Source organism: Mycobacterium sp. GA-0227b (assembly GCF_001499855.1).
GTDB lineage: Bacteria > Actinomycetota > Actinomycetes > Mycobacteriales > Mycobacteriaceae > Mycobacterium.
In genome coordinates, this window is sequence record NZ_LQIK01000001.1 from 133792 (window position 1) to 154848 (window position 21057).

The 21057-nt window shown below is 64.8% G+C and carries 21 protein-coding genes; 10 read left to right on the forward strand and 11 right to left on the reverse strand.

Annotated features, from left to right (window positions below; translation table 11 throughout):
* The first annotated feature begins 4 nt into the window (after positions 1–4).
* Positions 5–793, forward strand: coding sequence for a glucose 1-dehydrogenase (locus AU185_RS00655; RefSeq protein ID WP_502687724.1), 789 nt, complete (start codon positions 5–7; stop codon positions 791–793).
* A gap of 205 nt (positions 794–998) precedes the next feature.
* Positions 999–1154 (forward strand): hypothetical protein, encoded by a 156-nt coding sequence (locus AU185_RS24945; RefSeq protein ID WP_156425345.1) that lies wholly within the window; start codon positions 999–1001, stop codon positions 1152–1154.
* A gap of 111 nt (positions 1155–1265) precedes the next feature.
* Here AU185_RS24945 and AU185_RS00660 read toward each other — a convergent pair whose 3' ends face one another.
* Positions 1266–2672, reverse strand: a complete 1407-nt coding sequence (locus tag AU185_RS00660; protein WP_197413447.1) for a WS/DGAT/MGAT family O-acyltransferase — start codon at positions 2670–2672, stop codon at positions 1266–1268.
* A 416-nt stretch (positions 2673–3088) separates the two neighbouring features.
* On the opposite strand from AU185_RS00660, the gene AU185_RS24445 reads away from it, so the two are divergent.
* Positions 3089–4024 (forward strand): alpha/beta hydrolase family protein, encoded by a 936-nt coding sequence (locus AU185_RS24445; protein WP_231740362.1) that lies wholly within the window; start codon positions 3089–3091, stop codon positions 4022–4024.
* Between the two features lie 120 nt (positions 4025–4144).
* On the opposite strand, the gene AU185_RS00665 is transcribed toward AU185_RS24445, so the two are convergent.
* Genes AU185_RS00665 through AU185_RS00675 form a run of 3 tightly spaced genes read right to left on the reverse strand, consistent with a single transcriptional unit; the run spans position 4145 to position 7271 of the window.
* Complete coding sequence (locus AU185_RS00665) at positions 4145–5104, reverse strand: quinone oxidoreductase family protein (RefSeq protein ID WP_059100399.1); 960 nt, start codon at positions 5102–5104, stop codon at positions 4145–4147.
* 11 nt (positions 5105–5115) lie between these two features.
* Complete coding sequence (locus AU185_RS00670) at positions 5116–6645, reverse strand: FAD-dependent oxidoreductase (RefSeq protein ID WP_059100400.1); 1530 nt, start codon at positions 6643–6645, stop codon at positions 5116–5118.
* A complete protein-coding gene (locus AU185_RS00675) occupies positions 6642–7271 on the reverse strand; it encodes a TetR/AcrR family transcriptional regulator (RefSeq protein WP_059100401.1) in 630 nt (209 codons plus the stop codon). Before AU185_RS00675 ends, AU185_RS00670 begins: the two co-directional genes overlap by 4 nt.
* An 84-nt stretch (positions 7272–7355) precedes the next feature.
* On the opposite strand from AU185_RS00675, the gene AU185_RS00680 reads away from it, so the two are divergent.
* On the forward strand, positions 7356–8198 hold the full coding sequence (locus tag AU185_RS00680) for a class I SAM-dependent methyltransferase (RefSeq protein WP_059100402.1): 843 nt from the start codon (positions 7356–7358) through the stop codon (positions 8196–8198).
* 4 nt (positions 8199–8202) lie between these two features.
* Here AU185_RS00680 and AU185_RS00685 read toward each other — a convergent pair whose 3' ends face one another.
* Genes AU185_RS00685 through AU185_RS00700 form a run of 4 tightly spaced genes read right to left on the reverse strand, consistent with a single transcriptional unit; the run spans position 8203 to position 12254 of the window.
* Positions 8203–9234: a zinc-binding dehydrogenase gene (locus AU185_RS00685; RefSeq protein WP_059100403.1), complete on the reverse strand. Its 1032-nt coding sequence runs from the start codon at positions 9232–9234 to the stop codon at positions 8203–8205.
* A gap of 55 nt (positions 9235–9289) precedes the next feature.
* Entirely contained in the window at positions 9290–10540 is a 1251-nt protein-coding gene (locus tag AU185_RS00690; protein ID WP_059100404.1) for a sulfotransferase family protein, read from the reverse strand.
* Positions 10537–11622: a DUF1214 domain-containing protein gene (locus tag AU185_RS00695; RefSeq protein WP_059100405.1), complete on the reverse strand. Its 1086-nt coding sequence runs from the start codon at positions 11620–11622 to the stop codon at positions 10537–10539. The genes AU185_RS00690 and AU185_RS00695 overlap by 4 nt, the downstream gene beginning before the upstream one ends.
* On the reverse strand, positions 11619–12254 hold the full coding sequence (locus tag AU185_RS00700; protein WP_059100406.1) for a TetR/AcrR family transcriptional regulator: 636 nt from the start codon (positions 12252–12254) through the stop codon (positions 11619–11621). The genes AU185_RS00695 and AU185_RS00700 overlap by 4 nt, the downstream gene beginning before the upstream one ends.
* 132 nt (positions 12255–12386) lie before the next feature.
* On the opposite strand from AU185_RS00700, the gene AU185_RS00705 reads away from it, so the two are divergent.
* Positions 12387–13802 (forward strand): sugar porter family MFS transporter, encoded by a 1416-nt coding sequence (locus AU185_RS00705; RefSeq protein WP_059100757.1) that lies wholly within the window; start codon positions 12387–12389, stop codon positions 13800–13802.
* A gap of 10 nt (positions 13803–13812) precedes the next feature.
* Here the strand turns inward: AU185_RS00705 and AU185_RS00710 are convergent, their stop codons facing one another.
* A complete protein-coding gene (locus AU185_RS00710) occupies positions 13813–14448 on the reverse strand; it encodes a TetR/AcrR family transcriptional regulator (RefSeq protein ID WP_059100758.1) in 636 nt (211 codons plus the stop codon).
* A 54-nt stretch (positions 14449–14502) separates the two neighbouring features.
* Here AU185_RS00710 and AU185_RS00715 point away from each other — a divergent pair, with 54 nt between their 5' ends.
* Genes AU185_RS00715 through AU185_RS00730 form a run of 4 tightly spaced genes read left to right on the forward strand, consistent with a single transcriptional unit; the run spans position 14503 to position 19067 of the window.
* On the forward strand, positions 14503–15510 hold the full coding sequence (locus AU185_RS00715) for an alpha/beta hydrolase (RefSeq protein ID WP_059100407.1): 1008 nt from the start codon (positions 14503–14505) through the stop codon (positions 15508–15510).
* Between the two features lie 28 nt (positions 15511–15538).
* Complete coding sequence (locus AU185_RS00720) at positions 15539–16465, forward strand: hypothetical protein (protein ID WP_059100408.1); 927 nt, start codon at positions 15539–15541, stop codon at positions 16463–16465.
* Positions 16462–17925 (forward strand): flavin-containing monooxygenase, encoded by a 1464-nt coding sequence (locus tag AU185_RS00725; protein ID WP_059100409.1) that lies wholly within the window; start codon positions 16462–16464, stop codon positions 17923–17925. The genes AU185_RS00720 and AU185_RS00725 overlap by 4 nt, the downstream gene beginning before the upstream one ends.
* Positions 17922–19067, forward strand: a complete 1146-nt coding sequence (locus AU185_RS00730; RefSeq protein ID WP_059100410.1) for an acyl-CoA dehydrogenase family protein — start codon at positions 17922–17924, stop codon at positions 19065–19067. The genes AU185_RS00725 and AU185_RS00730 overlap by 4 nt, the downstream gene beginning before the upstream one ends.
* 46 nt (positions 19068–19113) lie before the next feature.
* On the opposite strand, the gene AU185_RS00735 is transcribed toward AU185_RS00730, so the two are convergent.
* Positions 19114–19734, reverse strand: coding sequence for a TenA family protein (locus tag AU185_RS00735; RefSeq protein ID WP_059100759.1), 621 nt, complete (start codon positions 19732–19734; stop codon positions 19114–19116).
* 92 nt (positions 19735–19826) lie between these two features.
* Positions 19827–20264 carry a hypothetical protein gene (locus AU185_RS00740; protein WP_059100411.1) on the reverse strand — a complete coding sequence of 146 codons (438 nt, stop codon included), beginning with the start codon at positions 20262–20264 and terminating at the stop codon, positions 19827–19829.
* A 134-nt stretch (positions 20265–20398) separates the two neighbouring features.
* Between AU185_RS00740 and AU185_RS00745 the strand changes: the two genes are divergently transcribed.
* Positions 20399–21010 carry a dihydrofolate reductase family protein gene (locus AU185_RS00745; protein WP_059100412.1) on the forward strand — a complete coding sequence of 204 codons (612 nt, stop codon included), beginning with the start codon at positions 20399–20401 and terminating at the stop codon, positions 21008–21010.
* The last annotated feature ends 47 nt before the right edge of the window (positions 21011–21057 follow it).

A 21057-nucleotide genomic window follows, 5' to 3' on the forward strand; every position in this document is an offset into this window, starting at 1 on the left:
GATGGTGGGTCTGGTAGACCTTTCCGGGAAGGTCGCGATCATTACCGGAGCGGCCCGCGGACAGGGAGCCGCCGAGGCCCGCTTGTTCGCCTCCCTCGGCGCCCGAGTGATGCTCACCGACATCCTCGCCGACGAAGGCAAGCAGGTTGCCGCATCGATCGGGCCGTCGGCGCGCTTCTTTCGCCACGATGTCGGCGATGAGAACCACTGGCGCGCAACAGTTGATGCGGCCCTCGACGCATTCGGCGGGGTCGATGTCCTCGTCAACAACGCGGCGATATGCGTCAATCAGCCCATCGTCGAGCAACCCACGGACGGGTTCGAACAGATGCTGCGGGTGAATGTGATCGGCCCATTCCTCGGTATCCGGACCGTGACAGAACCGATGAAGGCGGCCGGCGGCGGGTCGATCATCAACGTCTCGTCACAGGCGGGCCTGCAGGGCCTTGCAGGCTACAGTGCCTACGGCGCCTCGAAATGGGGGCTGCGCGGGATGTCCAAGGTTGCGGCAATCGAACTGGGTCCGTTCGGCATTCGGGTCAATACCGTTTATCCGGGCATGATCGACACGCCGATGATTGCGCACTTGTCCGTTAGGCGCGGCCCGGGCGGGCATCCGGGTGCGCCACTGACCCGAGTAGGGACACCGGACGAAGTCGCCGACGTCGTCGCCTTCCTGGCCTCAGACGCCTCCTCCTACATCACCGGGGCCGACCTAGCTGTGGATGGCGGCGCCAGTGCCGGTCGAATTCCGGTCACCTCCCCGGCCCGAGAAGACGCAAAGGCACCCTGATGCGGATGCATCTCGCTGAGCGAGACTGGTCCACACGAATCGCAGTCGCCCAAGTAGAAACATCTTGTGTGAATGTCAACGCGTCGCTAAGTGGGATCCACCCCGACAGCCGATAATTCCATGGGGACCAACGGAATTCCACTGGACCGAGAACTGCGGCAGCAACTGCAGCCTTTCGCGGCGACGATCGAGAGGTGAGGAAACAGTGGAATACTCCGGTGCTATCGCGCTATTTGTCATCATCCTGTTGCCGCTCCTGCCGGCACTATTGCACCTGGCCGTCAACGTCGTGGAGCGAAGCTCAGAACGCCTGCGGAGGTCGGTTCGGAAGCAGGGCAACGGCATCAGCCTCGATCACTGACTGACGTTCCCGGAAGTACAATGCCACGCCAGGACTTCATCACGTCGTAAGCGGCACCGCGAGCGGGGGAACCGCTCACCGTTCGGTGACGGCGGTTTCACCCTGATTCCGTTATCGCGTCGCCACGCTACGGCGCCCTTTGCGACGGGTGGCAGCCATTAGCTCATCCAATTCCGCTGACACCAATCCGGTCAATGCCCAAGGGTCTTCGACAAGAACTGGGTCGACCTGTATGCCGACGTCGACCACGTCCCGATAGCTGAAGACGGTGAGGTTTATCCCCATCCCCATCGTCAGCGGACCGACGGGGATTATGTGTTCGATTCGCGCGCCCGCGAGGTACAGCGTCGATCGGGGACCGGCCACATTCGAAATGATCAGGTTGGTGGACAACGGGCCCTTCTGTTCGAGTCCCGCTGCCTGGATCCCTCGAAACAATAGGGTGACCAGCCAAGGCGGAGCCACCTCGTTGATTCCGAGGTTCTGCTTCTTCGTCAGATCCTCCGCCAACTCCTTCGTGCTGTTCATATTTCGATGAATGGCCGAGAGCCTCTCGACCGGATCCTCGACGTCTGAGGCTATCGAGGCGACCATGGGATGCACCGCGTTGCCAAGGTGCTTGTCGTCCCCGACACGGGTGGACATCGGGACGGTCGCCAGCAGGCTCCGCTCCGGAAGGTCGTCGCGATCAAGGAGATAGCGACGAATTGCGCCCGAAACGACACTGAGAATCACATCGTTCACCGTCGCGTCGAAGTGCTTCTTCACGTGCTTGATGTCGTCGAGCGACAAAGAGCAGTAGACGAATTCCCGACGGCGCCCGATGGCGCCATTGAACGATGTTCTAGGTGCACTCATGGGTCGCGGAGGGGGATCGTCGCGTCGCAGGTGCCCGATGGTCGTCACCGCATCGCCGAGTGCATTCCGAGCCAGTTGGACCACCCTGGGCGGCGATCTGAGTGCCGAAAGCGCTCCCCTGGCAACGAGCTCGAGAGCCGATCGTTCCGGATCCGATTCCTCCTCGACCACCTCCGCCGGCAGATGCGTCGGCCGCTCCTCGAAATCGCAGATGATGTCGGACAAACCAGCTCCAGAAACTCCGTCGACCATCGCGTGATGCTGTATCAGCAGGACCGCGACGCGATCGTTCTCCACCCCCTCCAAGTACCACGCCTCCCATAGCGGCCGCGATCGATCGAGCGGATGCGCAAGTAGGTTTCCGACCAGCGTGCCCAATTCCTGCGGACCACCCGGAGAAGGAACCGCCGCACGGTGTACGTGTGCCTTGAGGCTGAAACGATTGTCATCCACCCACACTGGACGGTCGAGCCGCAGCGGCACCTGCTGGACGCGACGTCGGAATTCGGGCAGATAGCGAATGCGATCCTCGAGGTGCGCCCGAAACGTGTCGAAGTTGAACCGGGCATTCGACGACGGGTCCAGAATCACAAGGCCCGCAGTGTGTTGCGGCCATGCCGTGTTTTCCAGGGCCAGGAAGAAGGCATCAGTACCCGCCACTCGCTTCATTCGAGATGCACTCCGCTCACAAGGCTTTACATTCTTTGGATGAACTATGTCCGACTCCCGGCGTCAAAACTATTGAAGTCTCGGTGAGTAAGACATCCGATCTGCCTTTACCGCCGCCCGCTCTAGGGTCAAACCCGAACGACTGACCGATCGTCTGCACGTCGCGACGGCCAGTGTTGCGTTGAACGGAGAAGGAAACACCGGATGTTCTCAACTGGTCCCATCACCCACGTGTTACTTGACATCCGGCGGCAGCGGTGATGAAACACTCGGCGCCGCAGACGAATTGGACACGCCGAGCGGCGATGGCCCCGCACGTTGCGCTTGACGAGGCCATCTTGTCCGTAATCCGCACACGGCAGCCGAAAACACCGACTCTGGCAGAGGCAGAACGAACTGTCGCGGAGATGGCGTCAGCGTCGGATCTGTTCGAGGAGCGTGGTTGGGTGGATAGGCCGGCGACGTATCACCGCCAGCCACCGCCGCTGCGCGATAACGACATCCTTGAATTGCGTTGCCGAACAGGGCCACTACGTCACGAGACGCTGACATTTCCGTCGGGATTTCGCCCCCGGCTCATAGAACCGGGCGCCGAGCGATGGTCCAGAAATAAACGGAACGAGACCGTCCTCGTTCGGTTGCTGCGCCACCAGCAGACCAACGCCCCGTGGGTGATCTGCCTGCACGGTTTCGGTATGGGATCGTCTCGTTTCGATCTGGCCACCCTGTGGGCAAGCTACCTGCACGCCAAGTTGGGATTCAACGTGGCACTGCCAGTCGCTCCTCTGCACGGCTCACGGCGATCATCTGACGACGGACAGCTCTTGTCCCTGGATCTGACATCGATGTTGCATGGGATAAGCCAGGCGGTCTGGGACGTACGCCGGCTGGTGAGCTGGCTGCGAAGTACAACCGGAACAGCTATAGGTGTGTACGGGCTGTCTCTCGGTGGCTATCTCGCTGCGTTGCTGGCCGGCATCGAGGAACTCGACTGTGTGGTCGCGGCTCTTCCGTTCGCCAACGTCCTTGGTTTGATGGAGCACCATGGACCGCCGCCGATGTATCTGGATGTGCTGCGGTCCGGTCCTGCACAGAAATCCTTCCGCGTTACGTCCCCCCTTGCGATGCAACCACAACTGCCGCCAGAACGGCTCACACTCTTGGCCGCACGTGGTGACCGGTTGATTCCCCAGGACCAAACGCACGCTTTGTCCGCGAGGTGGCAGACGTCCCATGTCCATTGGACCAACAGCGGCCATGTCGGGTTTACGTGGTCCCGTCAAGCCAAACGCCTTGTGGGCGAGCAATTGAGCGCCGGGTTGTGTAGCTCGATCCAACATTGACCGTACTACGGTCGCGGCCACCGCTTCACCCTGCGCCCTTGACATATTGTTTCTGCACCATGGCTGCAGAAATCGCGCTGGGGTGCGTAAGGCGTTAGCCCACAACCGACTTCAGTCCATCTAGCGGAGCAGCACGGTCTTTCCCACGGTCCTACGGTCGCTGATGGCGCGGTGCGCATCGGCTACCCGCTCGAGTGGGTAGCTACTGCCGATCACCACCGTGATCGCGCCGCGCGCCAGCCACGTGAGCAACTGCTGCGCCGTCTGCGCGGCCTTCTCGGGCCGATGGCGCAGCCAATCGGTCAGCGAGTAGCCGACGACGGTCGCGCCGTGGTTCATCAACTCCGTGCTGAGGTAGTCGGCTGGTGCACCGCTGGCCGCGCCGAACGTGACGATCCGCCCGAACGGCGCCAAGCATTGAACGCTTTGGCGGGCAATGTCCCCGCCGACCGAGTCCAGCACGAGATCGACGCCGCGGCCGGCCGTCTGTTCGAGCACCGCCTGGGGCCAGGAGTGGTCGGAGTAGTCCACTGCAATGTCAGCCCCGTGGCGCCGAAGGTGAGCGAACTTCTCGGGCCTGCTGACCGCACCCACCACGGATCCGGCGCCGAGCACTTTGGCGATCTGGGTGGCCAGCGTCCCGACTCCCCCCGCCGCCGCGTGCACCAGAACCGTCTCTCCTTTCTGCAGGCCGCCGGCTTCCACAAGCGTCTGGTAGGCCGTAACGCCATGGATCCACACCGCCGCAGCGCTGGCGTCATCGACGTCCGCGGGTACCGGGACCGTCAGCGAGGCGGGCGCCACCGCATACTCGGCGTATCCATGCTCCACGAGCGCGGTGACCCGCGAACCAATCGCCGGCCCGTCGACGCCCGAACCAAGCGCAGCGACGGTCCCGGCCACCTCCTGGCCCAGTCCGCTTGGTAGCGGCATGTCGGTGCCAAATGCGCCCTGGCGCTTCATGATGTCGCCGAAAGCCACCCCGGCGGCCTGCACGTCGATGAGAATCTCGCCGGGTGCCGGGGCCGGAGTCGCCACTTCGGTTATCCGCAACATGTCGGGCCCGCCGAATCCGGTCATCCATACCGCCTTCAACGGTTGGCCCCCTTCTCCTCGGTGAACATCTGTGTGAGATGGCGGCGCAGTGGCGCTGCATCGCGGCTACCGCTGAGGTAGCCCACATAGCCGTCGGGCCGGATCAAGACCAGACCTCCGCCGTCCAGGCCGAAGCACGCCGCGACGGCTAAATCGTCGATCGGCACCGAATGGATGAGGTCGGCGAATCCGCTGATCGTCTTCGTGAGATCGCTGGCGGCTGAACCCAAGCCGAACAGCGTGTGCCTGTCGCGATGTAGCAGGTCGAACAAGCGGGTCCTGCCACCGCGTCGTTGTGCAACCTCGACGTCAGGCGCACGGTCACCGACGGCGACCCTGCCGCGCGGACCGGCTCCGGTGGCGTCGTGATAGGAGACGTCGATCTGGGAGATCGCTCGGGTGAGCTTTCGCTGGACAGCGTCGCGGCCCAACACCACTGGAGCGACCCGACGGCGCACGGCGGTAGATACAGGATTGCGCAGCAACGTCATCCGAGTGATGCGCCGGGTTCCCCTGACCAGCCGGTCGGCCACCGGAGCTCGTTCGGCCGCGTAAGTCTCGAGCAACTCTGGCCGCGCAGCCCCCCGCACCACGGCTGCCAGTTTCCACCCCAAGTTGAAGCTGTCGGCGATTCCGGTGTTCATTCCTTGCGCACCTACCACGGAGTGGATATGCGCGGCGTCCCCTACCAGGAAAACCCGTCCCCGAGCATGAGTTTCAGCGCGGCGCTGGTTGATTCGGAAACGGCCGGCCTGTCGGATCTCGGCGATCCGGGCGCCCGGGGGCGCACAGATATCGACGGCAGCCTGCAGCTCCTCGTGGCTGACCGGGAGCTCCGATGACGCTGCGTCAGGCGGTTGCGCGACGGCGATCCGGTGCCATCCGCCGAGCATCGGGAAGTACGCGACGAAACGTCCTCGGTTCAGGTACGCGAAGAACTGGTCGTGCGGTAGCGACCAGTCCATCCGCAGATCGGCAACGGCGAAGTTCTCCTCGAATGCGCCGCCGAGAAAACCGATCCCGAGCGCGTGCCGCACGGTGCTGTGTGCGCCGTCAGCGCCGATGAGCCACGACGCCGTGGCTGTGTCGACGGTGCCGTCGGCACACCGCACCTGCACATGGACGTGTTCATCGGTCTGGTCCAACGACACCAGTTCCGTGTCGCGGTCCACCTCGACCCCTAGCGTGGCGAGGTGCTCGGCGAGAACCTCTTCGGTGTCGTTCTGCGGAATCATCAGCAAGAAGGGAAAGGGACTGTCAAGGCCGGCGAAGTCGGCGCGCAGGATCTGGCGGTTCTCGCTGAAGACGTTGAAAACCCGGGCCCGCAGACCCCGGTCGAGCAGGGGCTGGACGACCCCGGGTTTCTCGAACAGTTCCAGCGTTCGGGCTTGCATGCCAAGTGCCCTCGTGTCGGTGGCCGGACCGGCCGCGGCGTCGATTATTCGCACCGCGACGCCGCGTCGTGCCAGCTCGATCGCCATCGTCAGCCCGGTTGGACCGGCACCCACGATCAGCACGTCGTTCATCGGGTCTCCCCCTTCGTGGCCGGCATGTCCACCGATTCCGGCAGTTGCGCAACGAGCATGCGATCGAGCAGTTGAAGAACACCTCGCCGGTGCGCTGCGAGGTCTAGTTCGGCGCGGAAGACATAGGCGTTGTGCAGGTTGTTCAATGCGCCGAGGACGGCCACCGCGGTCATCTCGGGATCGGTGACGACGAAATCGCCGACGGTGTCCCCTTCGTCGATCAAGGACGTGACGCTCGGCAGCAGTTGTGCGGCAACTGTGTTCGACACCCGATGGTCTAGATCGGCGACCGCGGTAGGCTGCGGTGAGCGCAGGAAACCATCCGGATCATCCGCCAATCCGTATGTGTAGTCGAGGAACGCCACCAGGCGTTCGGCCGGCCGCGCGGCGGGGTTCTCGAGAATGCCGCGATAGTCGGCGAGCAACCGCTCCGAAACGATCTCCGCACACGCCCCGAAGAGGTCTTCTTTGGACCGAAAGTAGTGGTAGAAGCAACCCTTCGCGACACCCAACTCCCCGATGATCGCCTCGACGGTCGTCTTCTCGTAACCCCGGTCGGCGAATAGCCGTAGCGCGGTATCGACGATCTCGCCTCGGCGTACTTCTGGCTTTTTCAGCTGCCGCACGGCTGCTAGCCTAATAGACCGACGGTCGGTCTGTCACGTGCAGGCCGGTGTCCGACCCACTATCAGGAGAAACTGGAGCGACCTGTGGAACTCGAGACGGTCAGGCTCATCGGCGCACAAGAAACCACGCTCGCCACGCTGTACGGCAAGGCCATGGAGAGCCGCCGACCGAACACCGTCCTGGCCGATCGCGAAGCCGATAAGGCGCTTCAGCGGATCGACTACGACTTCAGCCGGCTGCGGATTCGTCGCACCGACCACACGTCACTTGCGGTGCGCGCCAAGGCTTACGACACCTGGGCCCGGCGGTTTCTCGACAGCAATCCGCACTGCACCGTCTTGCACCTTGGCTGCGGCCTGGATACCCGGGTGTACCGGGTGGACCCGCCCTCCACGGTGCGGTGGTACGACGTCGACTTCCCCGATGTCATGGAGTTGCGCCGGCGGCTCTTCCCCCCGCCACCCGCCGGCACGCACACGGTCGCCATGTCGGTCACCGATCCGCAGCTGCTCGACGAGGTCCCCGGCGACAGGCCGGTTCTGGTGATCGCCGAAGGTCTCACGCCATACCTGCCTGCCGACGAGGGCGTCGCGTTGCTATGCCGGATCACCGAGCACTTCCCCTCCGGTGAACTGCTGTTCGACGGCTATGGCCGCGGAGGCTTGTGGTTCCTGCAGCGCTACGGGTGCGTGAAGGCCTCCGGCGCGAGACTGGGCTGGGCCATCAACGATCCGCGCGAGTTGGAGCGCGCGGTGCCCGGCCTGGTCTTCGACGCCGAACTCTGGTACACCGACGCGCCGGGGATGGACCGTCACTTTTCGCCGCTTCACCGAAGCCTGTTGCGTGCCATGTACCGCGTGAGCGCGACCCGGCGGCTGGGCCGACCCCTGCGCTATCGCTTCGATCGACGCCGCGAGGCCGGGTAGTTGTCTAACCGTGCGCGCCGGTCGTCACCACGAGACGGCCGGTGGTCGCGCGCGCTTGCATGCGCTCCAGGGCGGTCGGCAGTTCCACCCACGGCACCTCGGCGCCGACGACGGTCCGGATCGTCCCGGTCCGAATCATTTCGAGGATCTTGGTATGGGCGTCGACTCCGTCGGAGCGCGCCGGCCAATTGAAGCCCAGGGTGCGACGGACGGCGAGTGGATCGGTGACGTAGACCAAACACACACCGCACACGTCGAAGTTGCCGTATGCGATCGGCCGCGGCGAGAGATAGTCGCCGTCCTCGAGCGCGATGTCCTCGGCGAAGCCTGCCATCAGATGACGTCCGTTGAGCCCCATACACCGGAACGTCTGCACGGTCACGTCGCCACCGACGGCATCGAAGGCGACGTCTACGCCACGGCCGTAGGTCAACTCCATGACTTCATCGACCCAGTCGCCGCGCCGGTAGTTGATGGCGTGATCGGCGCCGAGTTCCTTGCAGAAGGCGACCTTCTCGTCGCTACCGGCCGTCGCGATGACCCGAGCGCCCAGCGCTTTGCCGAGAACCAAAGCGCCTGAGCCGGTTCCACCGGCAGCGGCGTGGACCAACAACGTCTCACCGGGTTGCAGTCGGCCCCGTTCCCGCAGCGCGAACCAGCCCAGATGGAACGGGTAGTGCAGCGCCGCGCCATCGGTGTCGCTGATCCAGTCCGGCAGCTCCAGAGCTGTCGCCGCGTCGACGATCGCGTAGGAGGCATAGCCGCCGAACGCCATCACCGGAATGCCGACGATTCGTCGACCGACAAGATGCTCGGCGCCTAGACCCGCACTTTCGACGACTCCGACCGTCTCCATGCCCGGTACGAACGGTGGTTGCAGGGGCAGTGTCGAGTAGCGCCCTCGAATGATGTCGATGTCGTTGAAGTTCAGACAGAAGGCGCGGACAGCGACTCGGACCTCGTTGGGCCCGGGCGGCCGCACGTCCACCGTCTGTTGCTCGAGCACCTTGGCGGGGTCACCCAGGCTCGTGGCCACCCATGCTCGCGACGAGATAGATTGAGGTGCAGTTTCATTCATCGTTCCTCCAGGTTCAATCGGTGAGAAACCGGCTGCGATAGGCGCTCAGTCGGCTGTCGATCTCGTCGGTGTCCAACCCGAGGTCGGCGGGCTGATAGAGCACGCCGCCATAGCGGCCGCGTGGGTGATCTGACCGGAACTGCGCCATCGCAGCGCGCGAGTTCGCCTCGAAGGGCTGATCGGCGAGTTCGTAGATCGCCGCGATGGTGCCTTCCTCGTCGGCCATGAATTCCTCGAACCGCACGTCGACCGATTGTGCGGCGGGCAGCGCGTCGCGGTCACGCACACAGCCGTTCAGCAGGTCCTCGACACGCTCGAGCCAGTAACGCGAGATCTCTTGTGGGTTCGGACGGGCACACGCCATCCGCGCCGCGTAGCTGACCATGGTCGCCATCGACTGCGTCACCTCGACCGGATCTCGATGCGTCACAACGAAGATGGCGTCCGGGAACGTGGAGACGAGCGTCGGGAACTGCTCGAGGTGCTGTGGCGACTTCAGCACCCACCGGGTTCCGCCGCGCAGCCACTGCAACGCCTGCAGGCTGCGCTTCAGGTACGCGTACGACGGCGCCTGGTCGTTCGCCTTGTAGTGCGCCGCGAAACTCGGTACGTGATAGGTGGTTTCGAACAGCATGCCCGAGATGTCGTTCACCAGGAGCTGGATCTCCTCGTGCGCATGGTCGACCGTCATGTCATGCATCCGCTTGAACTCGGGCATCGACGTGTTCACCAGCTCAAGGCCGGTCGCGCATCGATCCCGCCGGGGCTGCGAATCGTGTTCATCGGGCGCCGGGAACGGCTCGAGGCTTTCCCAGTACGGCAGATAGCGGATCGCGGGGTCGGCGGCGATCAAGTTGTGCAGATGGGTCGTTCCGGTGCGCGGAAGTCCGCAGATGATGATCGGACGTTCGATCGGGATGTCCTCGATCTCCGGGTGCTCGGTGATCAAGGCCGCCAACCGAAGCCGATTGACCAGGTTGCCCACCAACTGCTCGAACACGACGGCGGTGCCGGTGTCGGAGAGCCCGGCCTCTTCGACGAGCGCGCCGCACAGCACGTCGAGGCGGTCCCGAAAACCCGGGTCGCCCCACTCGGCGAGGCCCGTGCGCTCGGTCGCCGCCGCCAGCAACGCCTGCGGTGACAGTTCCAGCGTTGCGCCGTAGGCGGCCAGCGCTTGACGCATCGGTTGTGCCTCCGCCGGATACACCGGATCGGCAAGGTCCGTCAGCCTGATCGACGCCGGCCGCGTCACTCCGTCGATCACGCGCGCAACTCCGCGACATCCACCACGCGACACTGCGGACGGGCCGGGGTGTCCTCCGGCAGGAACCAGCGCAGCCAGATCAAGCCCTTGGACCTACCGGCGGTCGATACCCAGTTCGGGTGCCCCGGATCCTGATCGCTGATGACGATCCGCCACGAACCGTCGTCCTCATAGCTGACCTGGGCGCCGTTGATGGTGACCCGCTCGTGGGTGTAGTCGTAGGTGTGCAGGAAGGGGTTCCACAGACAGAGATTCCAGAAAACGCAGTCCGGTGAGGTGCCCTCGATGATGAGCGCCTGGTGCGGTTCGAGGTGGTAGGCGCCCATGGCGTATGCGGCGTCGCCGGCCGCCCATCCGTAGGTCTGGGTGGGCACCGGGAACGGTTCGTGAATCTCGTTGGGCGGCTCCACCCGAACGGGCAGCATCTTGCACTGCTCGTTGAGCCACGTTCGCGCCGCGCGCAGGCGCCGGGTCAGATCGGCACGGTCGTCGTGCCGACGGGCCGGCGGATCGATCGCCTCGATCTTCCATTCCGGGCGCCGACCGTCCTCGGGCGCTTCCATGTAGTCGCGGGTGAGGGCGAACACCGCGTCGGGCTCGAGTTTGAGCCACGCGCCGGCTTCGGGTGGGGTTGCGCTGAGGGTGAACTCGAAGTTGCCGTCGGCGTCGAATTCCAGGGCGCGGTCATTGATGGTGCCGACGATCCGGTCGCTGTAGCGTCCGTCGTCGGGGCCGCCGTAGACCGTCATCGACAGGTAGACGGCGTCGCCACGGTTGCCGCTGACGCGATATCGGCGGTCGGGGTCGATCGGCGAGAGTTGGTAGAAGGCATCGGAATTGTCGCCACCCCATTTCAAGTAGGGGCTGATGACATCGACCAGGATGGGCTTTTCCTTGTCGCCCCAGACATAGGCGTCCACGGCGACGCGCAGCAGGCTGAAAGCCAGTCGGTAGCCGTCGAGGATGTCCGGTTCGTCCAACGGCGGATCGGCGTCGCGCACCCGTTGTTCGACGGCGCGGACCTCGTCGAGCAGGTCAGCGAACGCTGCCGAAAGGTCGTCGGCCGGTTGCACATTGCTCACGGGTTCTCCTCATTTGTGGTTGCGGCTCCCTGCATGATTAGTGAGCAGAGTCTGCTGACCACGTCGTCGCTGTCGTCGCGCTGCAGCACCTGCGCGGCGTAGAACGTGGTGCCGACCAGCACGTCGTAGACCATCTCGACGTCGAGGTCGGGCCGGACCAGCCCCTGCTCGATACCCGACCGCACCAAAGCCGCGAAGTCGTGGCGGGTCTGCTCATCGAGAAGTTGCTGGGTACGGATGACGAGTGCGGGGTCGCGGTGTCGGTCAGCCAGGATGCCCATGGTGGCGCTGGCCACCACGGGTTCGCGCCAGAACCTGAACACGCCCTCCACGAATTGCCTTAGGTCTGAGTGGAATTCACCCGATCCCGCCAACACCTCGGCGCTGTCCGCGGGACCGAACACGGCATCGAAGACGACGTGGGTCTTCGACGGCCAGCGCCGGTACACCGTCGGTCGGCTCACCTCGGCTTCGCGCGCGATCGACTCGATGGACACCTGCTCATAGCCGTCACGCGCCAGCAGTCGACGCGTGGCCGCCATGATGGCCTGCTGAGTGCGCGGATCACGTGGACGACCGCGCGCCGGTTCTGCCCTCGTCACCGACGACGCCGGGTCGTTGTCGGTCGCCACATGCGCATTATCTTTACAGGACGTAATGTAAACATGTCAACGGCTCACGGGTCGATCATCACTAGGCCCGCCCCGAGGTCCGAGTTCTCCGACATGCTGCATAAGCGCGACGACGACGTCAGGGTGGTAGTCATGGCACAGGGGTTCTCCAGTGCACCGGGGACCGAGGGACCGCTCGCGGAGGTTCCGGCCGCGGGACTGCGAAGGATTTGGTCTTGGGCGATCCTGATCGCGGTCGGCGGCTTCCTGTTCGGCTTCGACACCGGCGTCATCTCCGGCGCGCTGCTGTTCGTCAAGACCGATTTCGAACTGAACGCCTTCCAGCAGGGCAGCGTGGTGAGTGTCCTTCTCTTGGGCGCGATGGCCGGCGCGCTGGGGTCGGGACGCATCGCCGACCGAATCGGCCGCAAGAGAATCTTCGGGCTGCAGGGCGCGGTCTTCCTGCTCGGCACGGCGGTCGCGGCCTTTTCGACCGGGTACTGGACACTGCTCGCCGGCCGACTGGTGCTCGGCCTCGCGGTGGGTGCCGCCTCGGCAACCGTTCCGGTTTACCTGTCTGAGATTGCTCCGTCAGAGGTTCGGGGCCGGATGCTGACCCTCAACCAGCTGATGATCACGACCGGGATCCTCGTCGCGTATCTGGTCAACGTGGTGTTCTCCAGCGCTGAGAATTGGCGCGCGATGATCGGGTTCGGCGCGGTCCCTGCCCTGGTGATGGTGGTCGCGGCGGTAGGGGTCCTGCCCGAGTCTCCGCAGTGGCTGTTGACCCACGGCCGCGCCGACCAGGCCCGCCGGTTGATCGCGTCGGTCACCAACGAAGCGACTGCAGATCGATTGCTGCAGCGACGTCAACAGCGCCTGGGGCGGGCCTCCGATGGGCAGGACGACGATCGGGACACGAATGGATGGCGTGCACTGCTCGCCGCGCGGGTCCGCCCGGCGCTCGTGGTAGGGCTCACGCTGGCTGCCATCCAGCAGTTCGGCGGAATCAACACCATCATTTACTACGCGCCGACCATCATCTCGCAGTCCGGGCTGACCGCGTCCAACGCCATCGTCTATTCGGTGGCCATCGGCGTCATCAACCTGGTCATGACGCTTGTCGCGATTCGTCTGATCGACCGGCTGGGGCGCCGCCCTCTGTTGATCGTCTCGCTGGCCGGCATGGCCGTCATGCTCGCGTTGCTCGGGCTGTCGTTCGTCGCCGGGATGAGCGCCGAGCTGTCGCTGGTGTTCATGGTTGTCTACATCGCCGCCTACGCGGCGGGCTTGGGCCCGATCTTCTGGGTGCTGGTCGGCGAGCTCTTCCCACCACGCGTGCGCGCGTCGGGCTCGAGCGCGGCGACCGCGGTGAACTGGACGTCGAACTTCGTCGTCAGCCTCGTCTTCCTTACCGTGGTGAACGCGCTCGGACAGGGCCAGACATTCTGGCTCTTTGCATTCATCTGCGCGTTCGGACTGTGGTTCGTCAAACGCTATGTGCCGGAGACCAAGAACCGCGACTACGACCAGGTCGACGCCGACTTACAGCACCGATTTGGGCGATAACCAGAGCAACTCAGCTGGCGGTCAGGCCCAGAAGCGGCGGGACGAGATAGCGGCGCGCGAAGGCCCGCGCAGCATCGTCGTCGCCGAGTGCGATGTTCACCGACGGTGTCAGAAAGAACGACAAGATGATTCGCACCGTCACCTCCGAGACCTCGAGCAGTTCCAGCTGCGTGCGGTCGTCCTCGGGTAGTTCCACCGCCAGCTGGTATGCGAGAAATGATGACGCCGTCTGGACGACGCCGTCGCCTTCGACGGTCAGGAACGGCAGCACGGTTTCGGGTTCGGTGGCCAGTATCCGCTGCAGCAACGTGTGCTGACGCAGGGTGTTGAGGGTGAAGACGAACCCTTCGACGAGCTTGTCTTCCTTCTCGGAATAGCGGGCGGCTTCGTCTCGCAGGTCGGCAAGGAACCGCTCGAGCTCGCGCAGGAGAACGGCCTCGATGATCTCGTCCTTGCTGGGGAAATGCCGGTAGAGGGTGACCCGGGCGAGTCCGGACCGACGGGTGATGTCTTCGACGGTCGAACGATTGATGCCGAACAGCTCGAACTGTTTCAACGCGGCGTCGAGGATGCGTTCGCCGGTGCCCTCCACCGCCGGCGAGCCGAATCGCTGCACGGCCTTTGCGAGCAAACCGGTGTACTTCACGGCCGGCACCTCCCCCATTGAAACAAATACACTAAATATGTACCTTCGTTCTTCATGGAACGCAATGGAGCTTCCAAGGTTTCTGCGCCAGCGACGTCCGGGGCATTCGCCGCGCCGAGCGTGGCCAGCAGGGCACTGTTCGCGCTGAGCTCGGCGGTGATGCGACCTGTCACTGCACTGCTCCCGTCCAACGCGGTCGGAGTCTGCGGCCTCGATGTCATCCTGCGGGCGTTTCTCGCCGCGGCCTCCGCGCCGCGCCGCGGACTGACGGTCACGCCGGTCGACGCCGCGTTCGGCGGCCGACGCGTCCGCGGGGAGTGGGTGTGCGCCCCCGGCGTCGACCCTGACGGGGCCGCGGTGCTCTACATCCACGGAGGCGCCTTCGTCGCGTGTTCACCACGTACTCACCGGGGCCTGATCGGCGAGCTCTCGGCGTCCTCCGGTCAGCCGGTGTTCGCCGTCGAGTACCGCAAGGCGCCGCGTCACCGCTTCCCGTGTGCCGCCGACGACGCACTGGCCGCCTACGAATGGCTGGCGTCGACCGGACGGGCCGTCGCGGTCGCGGGCGACTCGGCCGGTGGTCAGCTGGCGGTCGCCACGACATTGGCCGCGCGCCGACACGGCCTGCCGGATCCCGCGGCGGTGCTGCTGTACTCACCGGCGTTGGATCTCACCGGCGCGTTGGCTCTCGCGCTGGACGGGCGACGACGCGATGCGTTCGCGCCGGCGCGACGCGTAGCGCCGACATTCGCCCTCTACGTCGGCGACGCCGACCCCTGCGAAGAACTGCTGTCGGTGCTCGACGCCGACGTCGCCGGTTTCCCGCCGACGATGATCCACGTCGGCAGCACAGAGATGTTGCTCGACGACTCGCGCCGTCTCACCCAGTGCCTTCGCGACGCCAACGTGACAGTGCACCTGCACGTCGCCCGCGGACAGATCCACGTCTTCCCCGCGATGTTCCGCTTCGTTCCCGAGGCACGCACCGCAATCCAGCAGAGCGGCACGTTTCTCGCCGACCACCTTGCCTCCGGCGCGGCCCGAGAACCATTCACCGCCTGAAAAGACAACGACCACAGAGGAGTTCGCCATGGCCATGGACCTTTCCGACATGCTGGCCAAGATCAAGGACCGGCAGTGGGCGCTCGGCGACATCGACTGGGACGCCCCGGGTGCCGAACTGATCACCGACGAGCAGCGCCCCAAACTCAAGGAATTCATGTCGGACCTGGTGTGGATCGAGCAGGTCGGTGCCCGCGGATTCGCCGCGCTGGCCCTGAAGGCGTCCGACGACACCCTTGCCGAGATCTACCGGTATTTCCACGCCGAAGAGCAACGCCACGCCAATGCCGAACTGGCCCTGATGCGCCGGTGGGGCATGCTCGAAGAAGACGAGATCCCCGAACCGAACATCAACATCCGCCTCGCGATCGACTGGCTCGACACCTACGCCGACAAGGCATCGCTGAGCATGCTCGGCACCATCATCCCGATGCTCGAGGTGGCGCTGGACGGCGCCCTGCTCAAGTTTCTCCTCGACGAGGTCCAAGACCCGGTGTGCCACGAAGCGTTCAAGCTGATCAACGCCGACGAATCCCGGCACCTCGCAGTCGATTTCCACGCATTGGAGTTGCTCGGCAATGCGCCTGCCCGCAAGCTGCTGATCAACACCGTCGGCGCCGTGGCCAGCCCGGCCTTTCTGATCGGGGTGCTCATCTACACCCCGCTGCTGTCGAAGATGCGTGACAACGTGGTCGCGATGGGACTGAAGGAGGAGAGCCTGTTCGCGGCCATCAAACGGTTCTCCAACGTGGGCGACCGCAGCGAGTACACCAGCCGCAACCCCATGTACCGCATCGTGCGCGGCCACGGAAATCTGGTCGTCGAGAGCAACGTGCGGTTCCGCCGGTTCATCGCCGACCCGCTGATCGCGCTGTCGGCTCGCTACCCGAAGCGGATGCTGCGGCCGGTGCCGTCCTGGATCCGCGAGCTCACCCCCGAACCGGTGGCGTCATGACGGCCTCAGTGGTGATCATCGGCGCCGGCTTCGCTGGGCTCGGCGCGGCAATCCGGTTGCGCCAGAGTGGAATCGAGGACTTCGTGATCCTCGAGCGTGCCAGCGCAGTGGGTGGCACCTGGCGCGACAACGCCTATCCGGGCGCCGCCTGTGACATCCCGTCGCTGCTGTACTCATACTCGTTCGCGCCGAAACCGGACTGGCCGCAAGGCTATTCGGGCAGCAACGACATCCTCGGCTACATCGAGTGGATGGTCGAGAACTTCGACCTGCGCCGGTTCATCCGGTTCGACACCGAAGTCACCGCGTTGTCGTTCGATGAGTCCGACGGCGTGTGGTCGATCGCCACCGCCGCCGGACACACCTATTCCGGTGCCTCGGTCATCATGGCTCAGGGGCCGCTGTCGAACGCGAGCCTGCCGCCGATTCGCGGCCTCGAGACGTACACGGGAGAGAAGATCCACAGCGCCCGTTGGGATCACGAATACGATTTCAGCGGCAAGAGGGTCGCCGTCGTCGGAACCGGCGCCAGCGCGGTGCAGATCATCCCCGAGTTGGTCAAGACCGCCGCGCAGGTGAAGGTGTTTCAGCGCACTCCGGGCTGGGTGCTGCCGCGGCTGCAGTACCGCACTCCGGAGTGGAACAAGCGGCTCTACCGGCAGCTTCCGGTCACCCAGAGCGCGGCGCGCAAAGGTGTGTTCTGGGTCCATGAGTTCATGGCGCTCGGCTTGGTGTGGCCGACGGTGATGACGCGCGCGCTGCAGGGAATCGCGAAGATGCAGTTGCGCCTGCAAGTCAAGGACCCCTGGATGCGACGCCAGCTCACCCCGCGATTCACCGCAGGCTGCAAACGGCTACTGATCAGCAACGACTACTACCCGTCCCTGGCCAAAGAGAACTGCAAGCTGATCACGTGGCCAATCGCGACATTGTGCCCCAACGGGATTCGCACTTCCGACGGCATCGAGCACCAGGTCGACGCGATCGTCTTCGCCACCGGCTTCGATGTGTGCAAGGCGGGCACGCCGTTCCCGGTCACCGGGCTGGGCGGACGGTCACTCGGCGACGAATGGTCCTCCGGCGCTTACGCATACAAGAGCACAAGCGTCGCCGGCTACCCGAATCTGTATCTGACCTTCGGTCCGAACTCGGGTCCGGGCCACAATTCGGCGCTTGTGTACATGGAGGCCCAGATCGAATACGCGGTGCGGGCGATCCGGACGCTGAACCGATGGGGTCTGAAGTACCTCGACGTCCGCGTCGATGCCCAACGCCGCTTCAACGAAGAGCTCCAGCAGCGGCTGGCGAAGACCACCTGGAATTCGGGTTGCCGCAGCTGGTATCTGACCGAAGACGGCTTCAACGCCACCATGTATCCCGGCTTCGCCACCCAGTACCTCAACCAGATGGCCGACCTGCACTACCCCGATTACCACGCTGTCCAGAAAGTGACGACATGACCGCATACCGCTCCAGCTGGCTCGACGACGACCTCGACGCGCTGCGCGAACTAGCCCGCTCGTTTTGCGAGAAGGAGATCAAGCCCAACGCCGAGAGGTTCATCGATCAGCATCACGTCGACCGCGAGCTGTGGACCAAGGCCGGCGAGCTGGGCCTGCTATGCATGTCGATTCCCGAGGAATACGGCGGCGGCGGAGGAACTTTCGCGCACGAGGCGGTTCTCATGGAGGAGCAGGCGCGCATCGGCGACACGTCGTGGGGCCAGTCGGTGCACAGCGGGATCGTCGCGCACTACCTCAACGCGTACGGCACCGACGAACAGAAGCGGCAGTGGCTGCCGAAGATGGCCAGAGGCGAGGTGGTCGCGGCGATCGCGATGACCGAGCCCGGTACCGGCTCAGATCTGCAGGCCGTCAAGACCAAAGCCATCCGCGAGGGTGACGAGTACGTGGTCAACGGTTCGAAGACCTTCATCACCAACGGTGCTCAGGCCGATCTGATCGTCGTTGTCGCCAAGACCGACACCTCCGAAGGGGCGAGCGGGATCTCGCTGGTGCTGGTCGAGGCCGACCGACCGGGGTTCCGGCGCGGGCGCGTGCTGGACAAGATCGGCCAGAGGGGCCAGGACACCTCCGAACTTTTCTTCGAGGACGTCCGGATTCCGACATCGAACCTGCTCGGCACCGAAGAGGGCCAAGGGTTCGTGCAGCTCATGCTCCAACTGCCGCAGGAGCGATTGATCATCGCGGTCGGTGCGGCCGCGGGCGTCGAGGAGGCGTTGGCGCAGACCGTGCAATACACCAAGGACCGGCACGCGTTCGGCAAGCCGCTGTTCGCGTTCCAGAACACCAAGTTCAAACTCGCCGAAGTGGCCACCGAGGCGCGCATTGCGCGGGTGTTCGTCGACGACTGCGTGTCGCGGCATCTGCGCGGCGAACTCGACATCCCCACGGTCGCGATGGCGAAATGGTGGACCACCGAACGCTCGATGGCCGCGCTCGACGAATGCCTGCAACTCCATGGTGGCTATGGATACATGACCGAATATCCGATAGCGCGGGCGTGGGCCGACAACCGCGTCCAGAAGATCTACGCCGGCACCAACGAGATCATGAAGGAAATCATCGCGCGCTCCCTCTAACGGTTATGGTCGCGCCCGGGGGATCTTCGTATCGCCGGCCGCGTCATCAGCCCCCAGGCAGCAGGGCCGCATCGAAGAACGCCAGCTCCAGCCGCATCGCCCGCCGGTAGGCAGTACGCGCGGAGGGGACGTCATCGGCGTGCTGATCGAGCAGTCGTTCCAGCAGTGCAGCCACGTCCTCGAAGCCCGGATCGGCATAGGTCTGCACCCATTGGGCGTACGGTCCGGCGGTGTCGGCGTCCAACGTGGTTCCGATGTGCGCGTAGAGCCGCATGCACGGTGTCATCGCCGCGCACACCACCCCGAGATCACCAGTGGCGGCGGTGGCCAGCAGGAACTCGGTGTAGGCCAGCGTCGCCGCGGCAGGCTCGACGCCAGCCATGTCGATCCCCCACGACGCCGCATACGACGCGTGCAACCCGAGTTCCTCACGCACCCCGGCGAGCAAATCGGCGAACGTCAACAAGGTGGCCGTGTCCGAGCTGCGGGCTAACGCCAAACCATAGGCACGGGCGAACGATGCGAGGAAAAACGCATCCTGTGCGATATAGCCCGCGAAGAGATCGCGGTCCAGTGAGCCGTCTCCGATACCCCGTACGAACGGGTTGGCCAGCACCTCGGCCACCACGTCAGCGTTCTCCGTCCACAACTGCGTTGCGAGCGTCATGCCGCCTCCCACGCCGTCTCGCAGAACCCGAGCACCTTACGAACTCTAGTCGTGCGGCGCTTGGCGATGGTTGGGGCCGAGGCGCGTAGGTCTCAAGTCGTGATGCGCATCTCGGCGCCCGGATGGGAGCTGAGCGTGACGACCACCGTGCCGCTACCCGTCTCGAACGTGGTGCTGGCGTAGCCGATGAAACCGTAGTGCCCGTCGATCGTCGACACGGCGGTGATGTCGCGGCTTCCCGACGCACCAGTGTCGAGATTCACCCAGTCGGCGCTCACGGTGAGTGCGCACGAACCGTCGTAAATGGCGGCGTCGTAGTGGATGGCAACGCGGACACCATCCTCGACACGATCGCCGACCTGCACAGGGGCCACTTGGGCCTCGGCGCTGACGGTACCGGCACACGTCGGGGAAGCCACGACCGGAACACGGTCGAGTTGCGCGAAGCCCTCCGCGTGCGCCGTTGCCACCCACAACCAGGGCGCAGTCAGCGCGACAGCGAGCGCGCCGGCAGCACGAAACAGAGGCATGTCCCTGTAATCGTCGGCGCCGACGGCCGTGTTAGCGGATCAGGAGAACTTGCATACCAACGCCGGCGATGACTCTGCCCGCGGCCGCGAGTCTATTTGTTGATAGTGACCACCGACGTATCAGGAGTCCGCGCATGGGCCTCATCTACCTAGAACTGTTCGCCACCCTCGATCTCGTGGGGCAGGCACCCGGCGGTCCCGACGAGGACCCGGCGGGGTTTCCGTTCGGCGGATGGCAGGCGCCGCTGATGGACGAGGCCACCGGCGCCCAGATCGCGGATGCATACGAGGGCACGGACGCGCTGCTGCTCGGCCGGCGCACGTACGACATCTTCGCCGCCCATTGGCCGCACCAACAGGGTGAGATCGCCACGCTCTTCAACCGTGTGCCGAAGTACGTCGCCTCGCGCGGCAAGCCCGACCTTTCGTGGGCAGGGTCTACACAGCTGGGTCCCGACTTGGGGGACGCCGTGCGCGAGGTCCGCGACCGGCACGAGAACGTGAAGGTCGTCGGCAGCCTGAACCTGGTGCAGACCCTGCTGCGGGAGAAGCTCTTCGACCGTGTTGACCTCTGGGTGCACCCGCTCATGCTCGGCGTCGGAAAGAAGGTCTTCGACGACGGCACTGTGCCCACGAACGTCACGCTCCTCGAACCGCCCGCAATAAGTTCCAAGGGGACCGTGTACTTGCGTTACGGCCTCGCCGACGGCATCCCGGCGACTGGGGACATGAGTGCGACGGATTGAAGGGAGCTGTCGACACTGAACCCACCTTCGGTTGGCCCGAACACGCC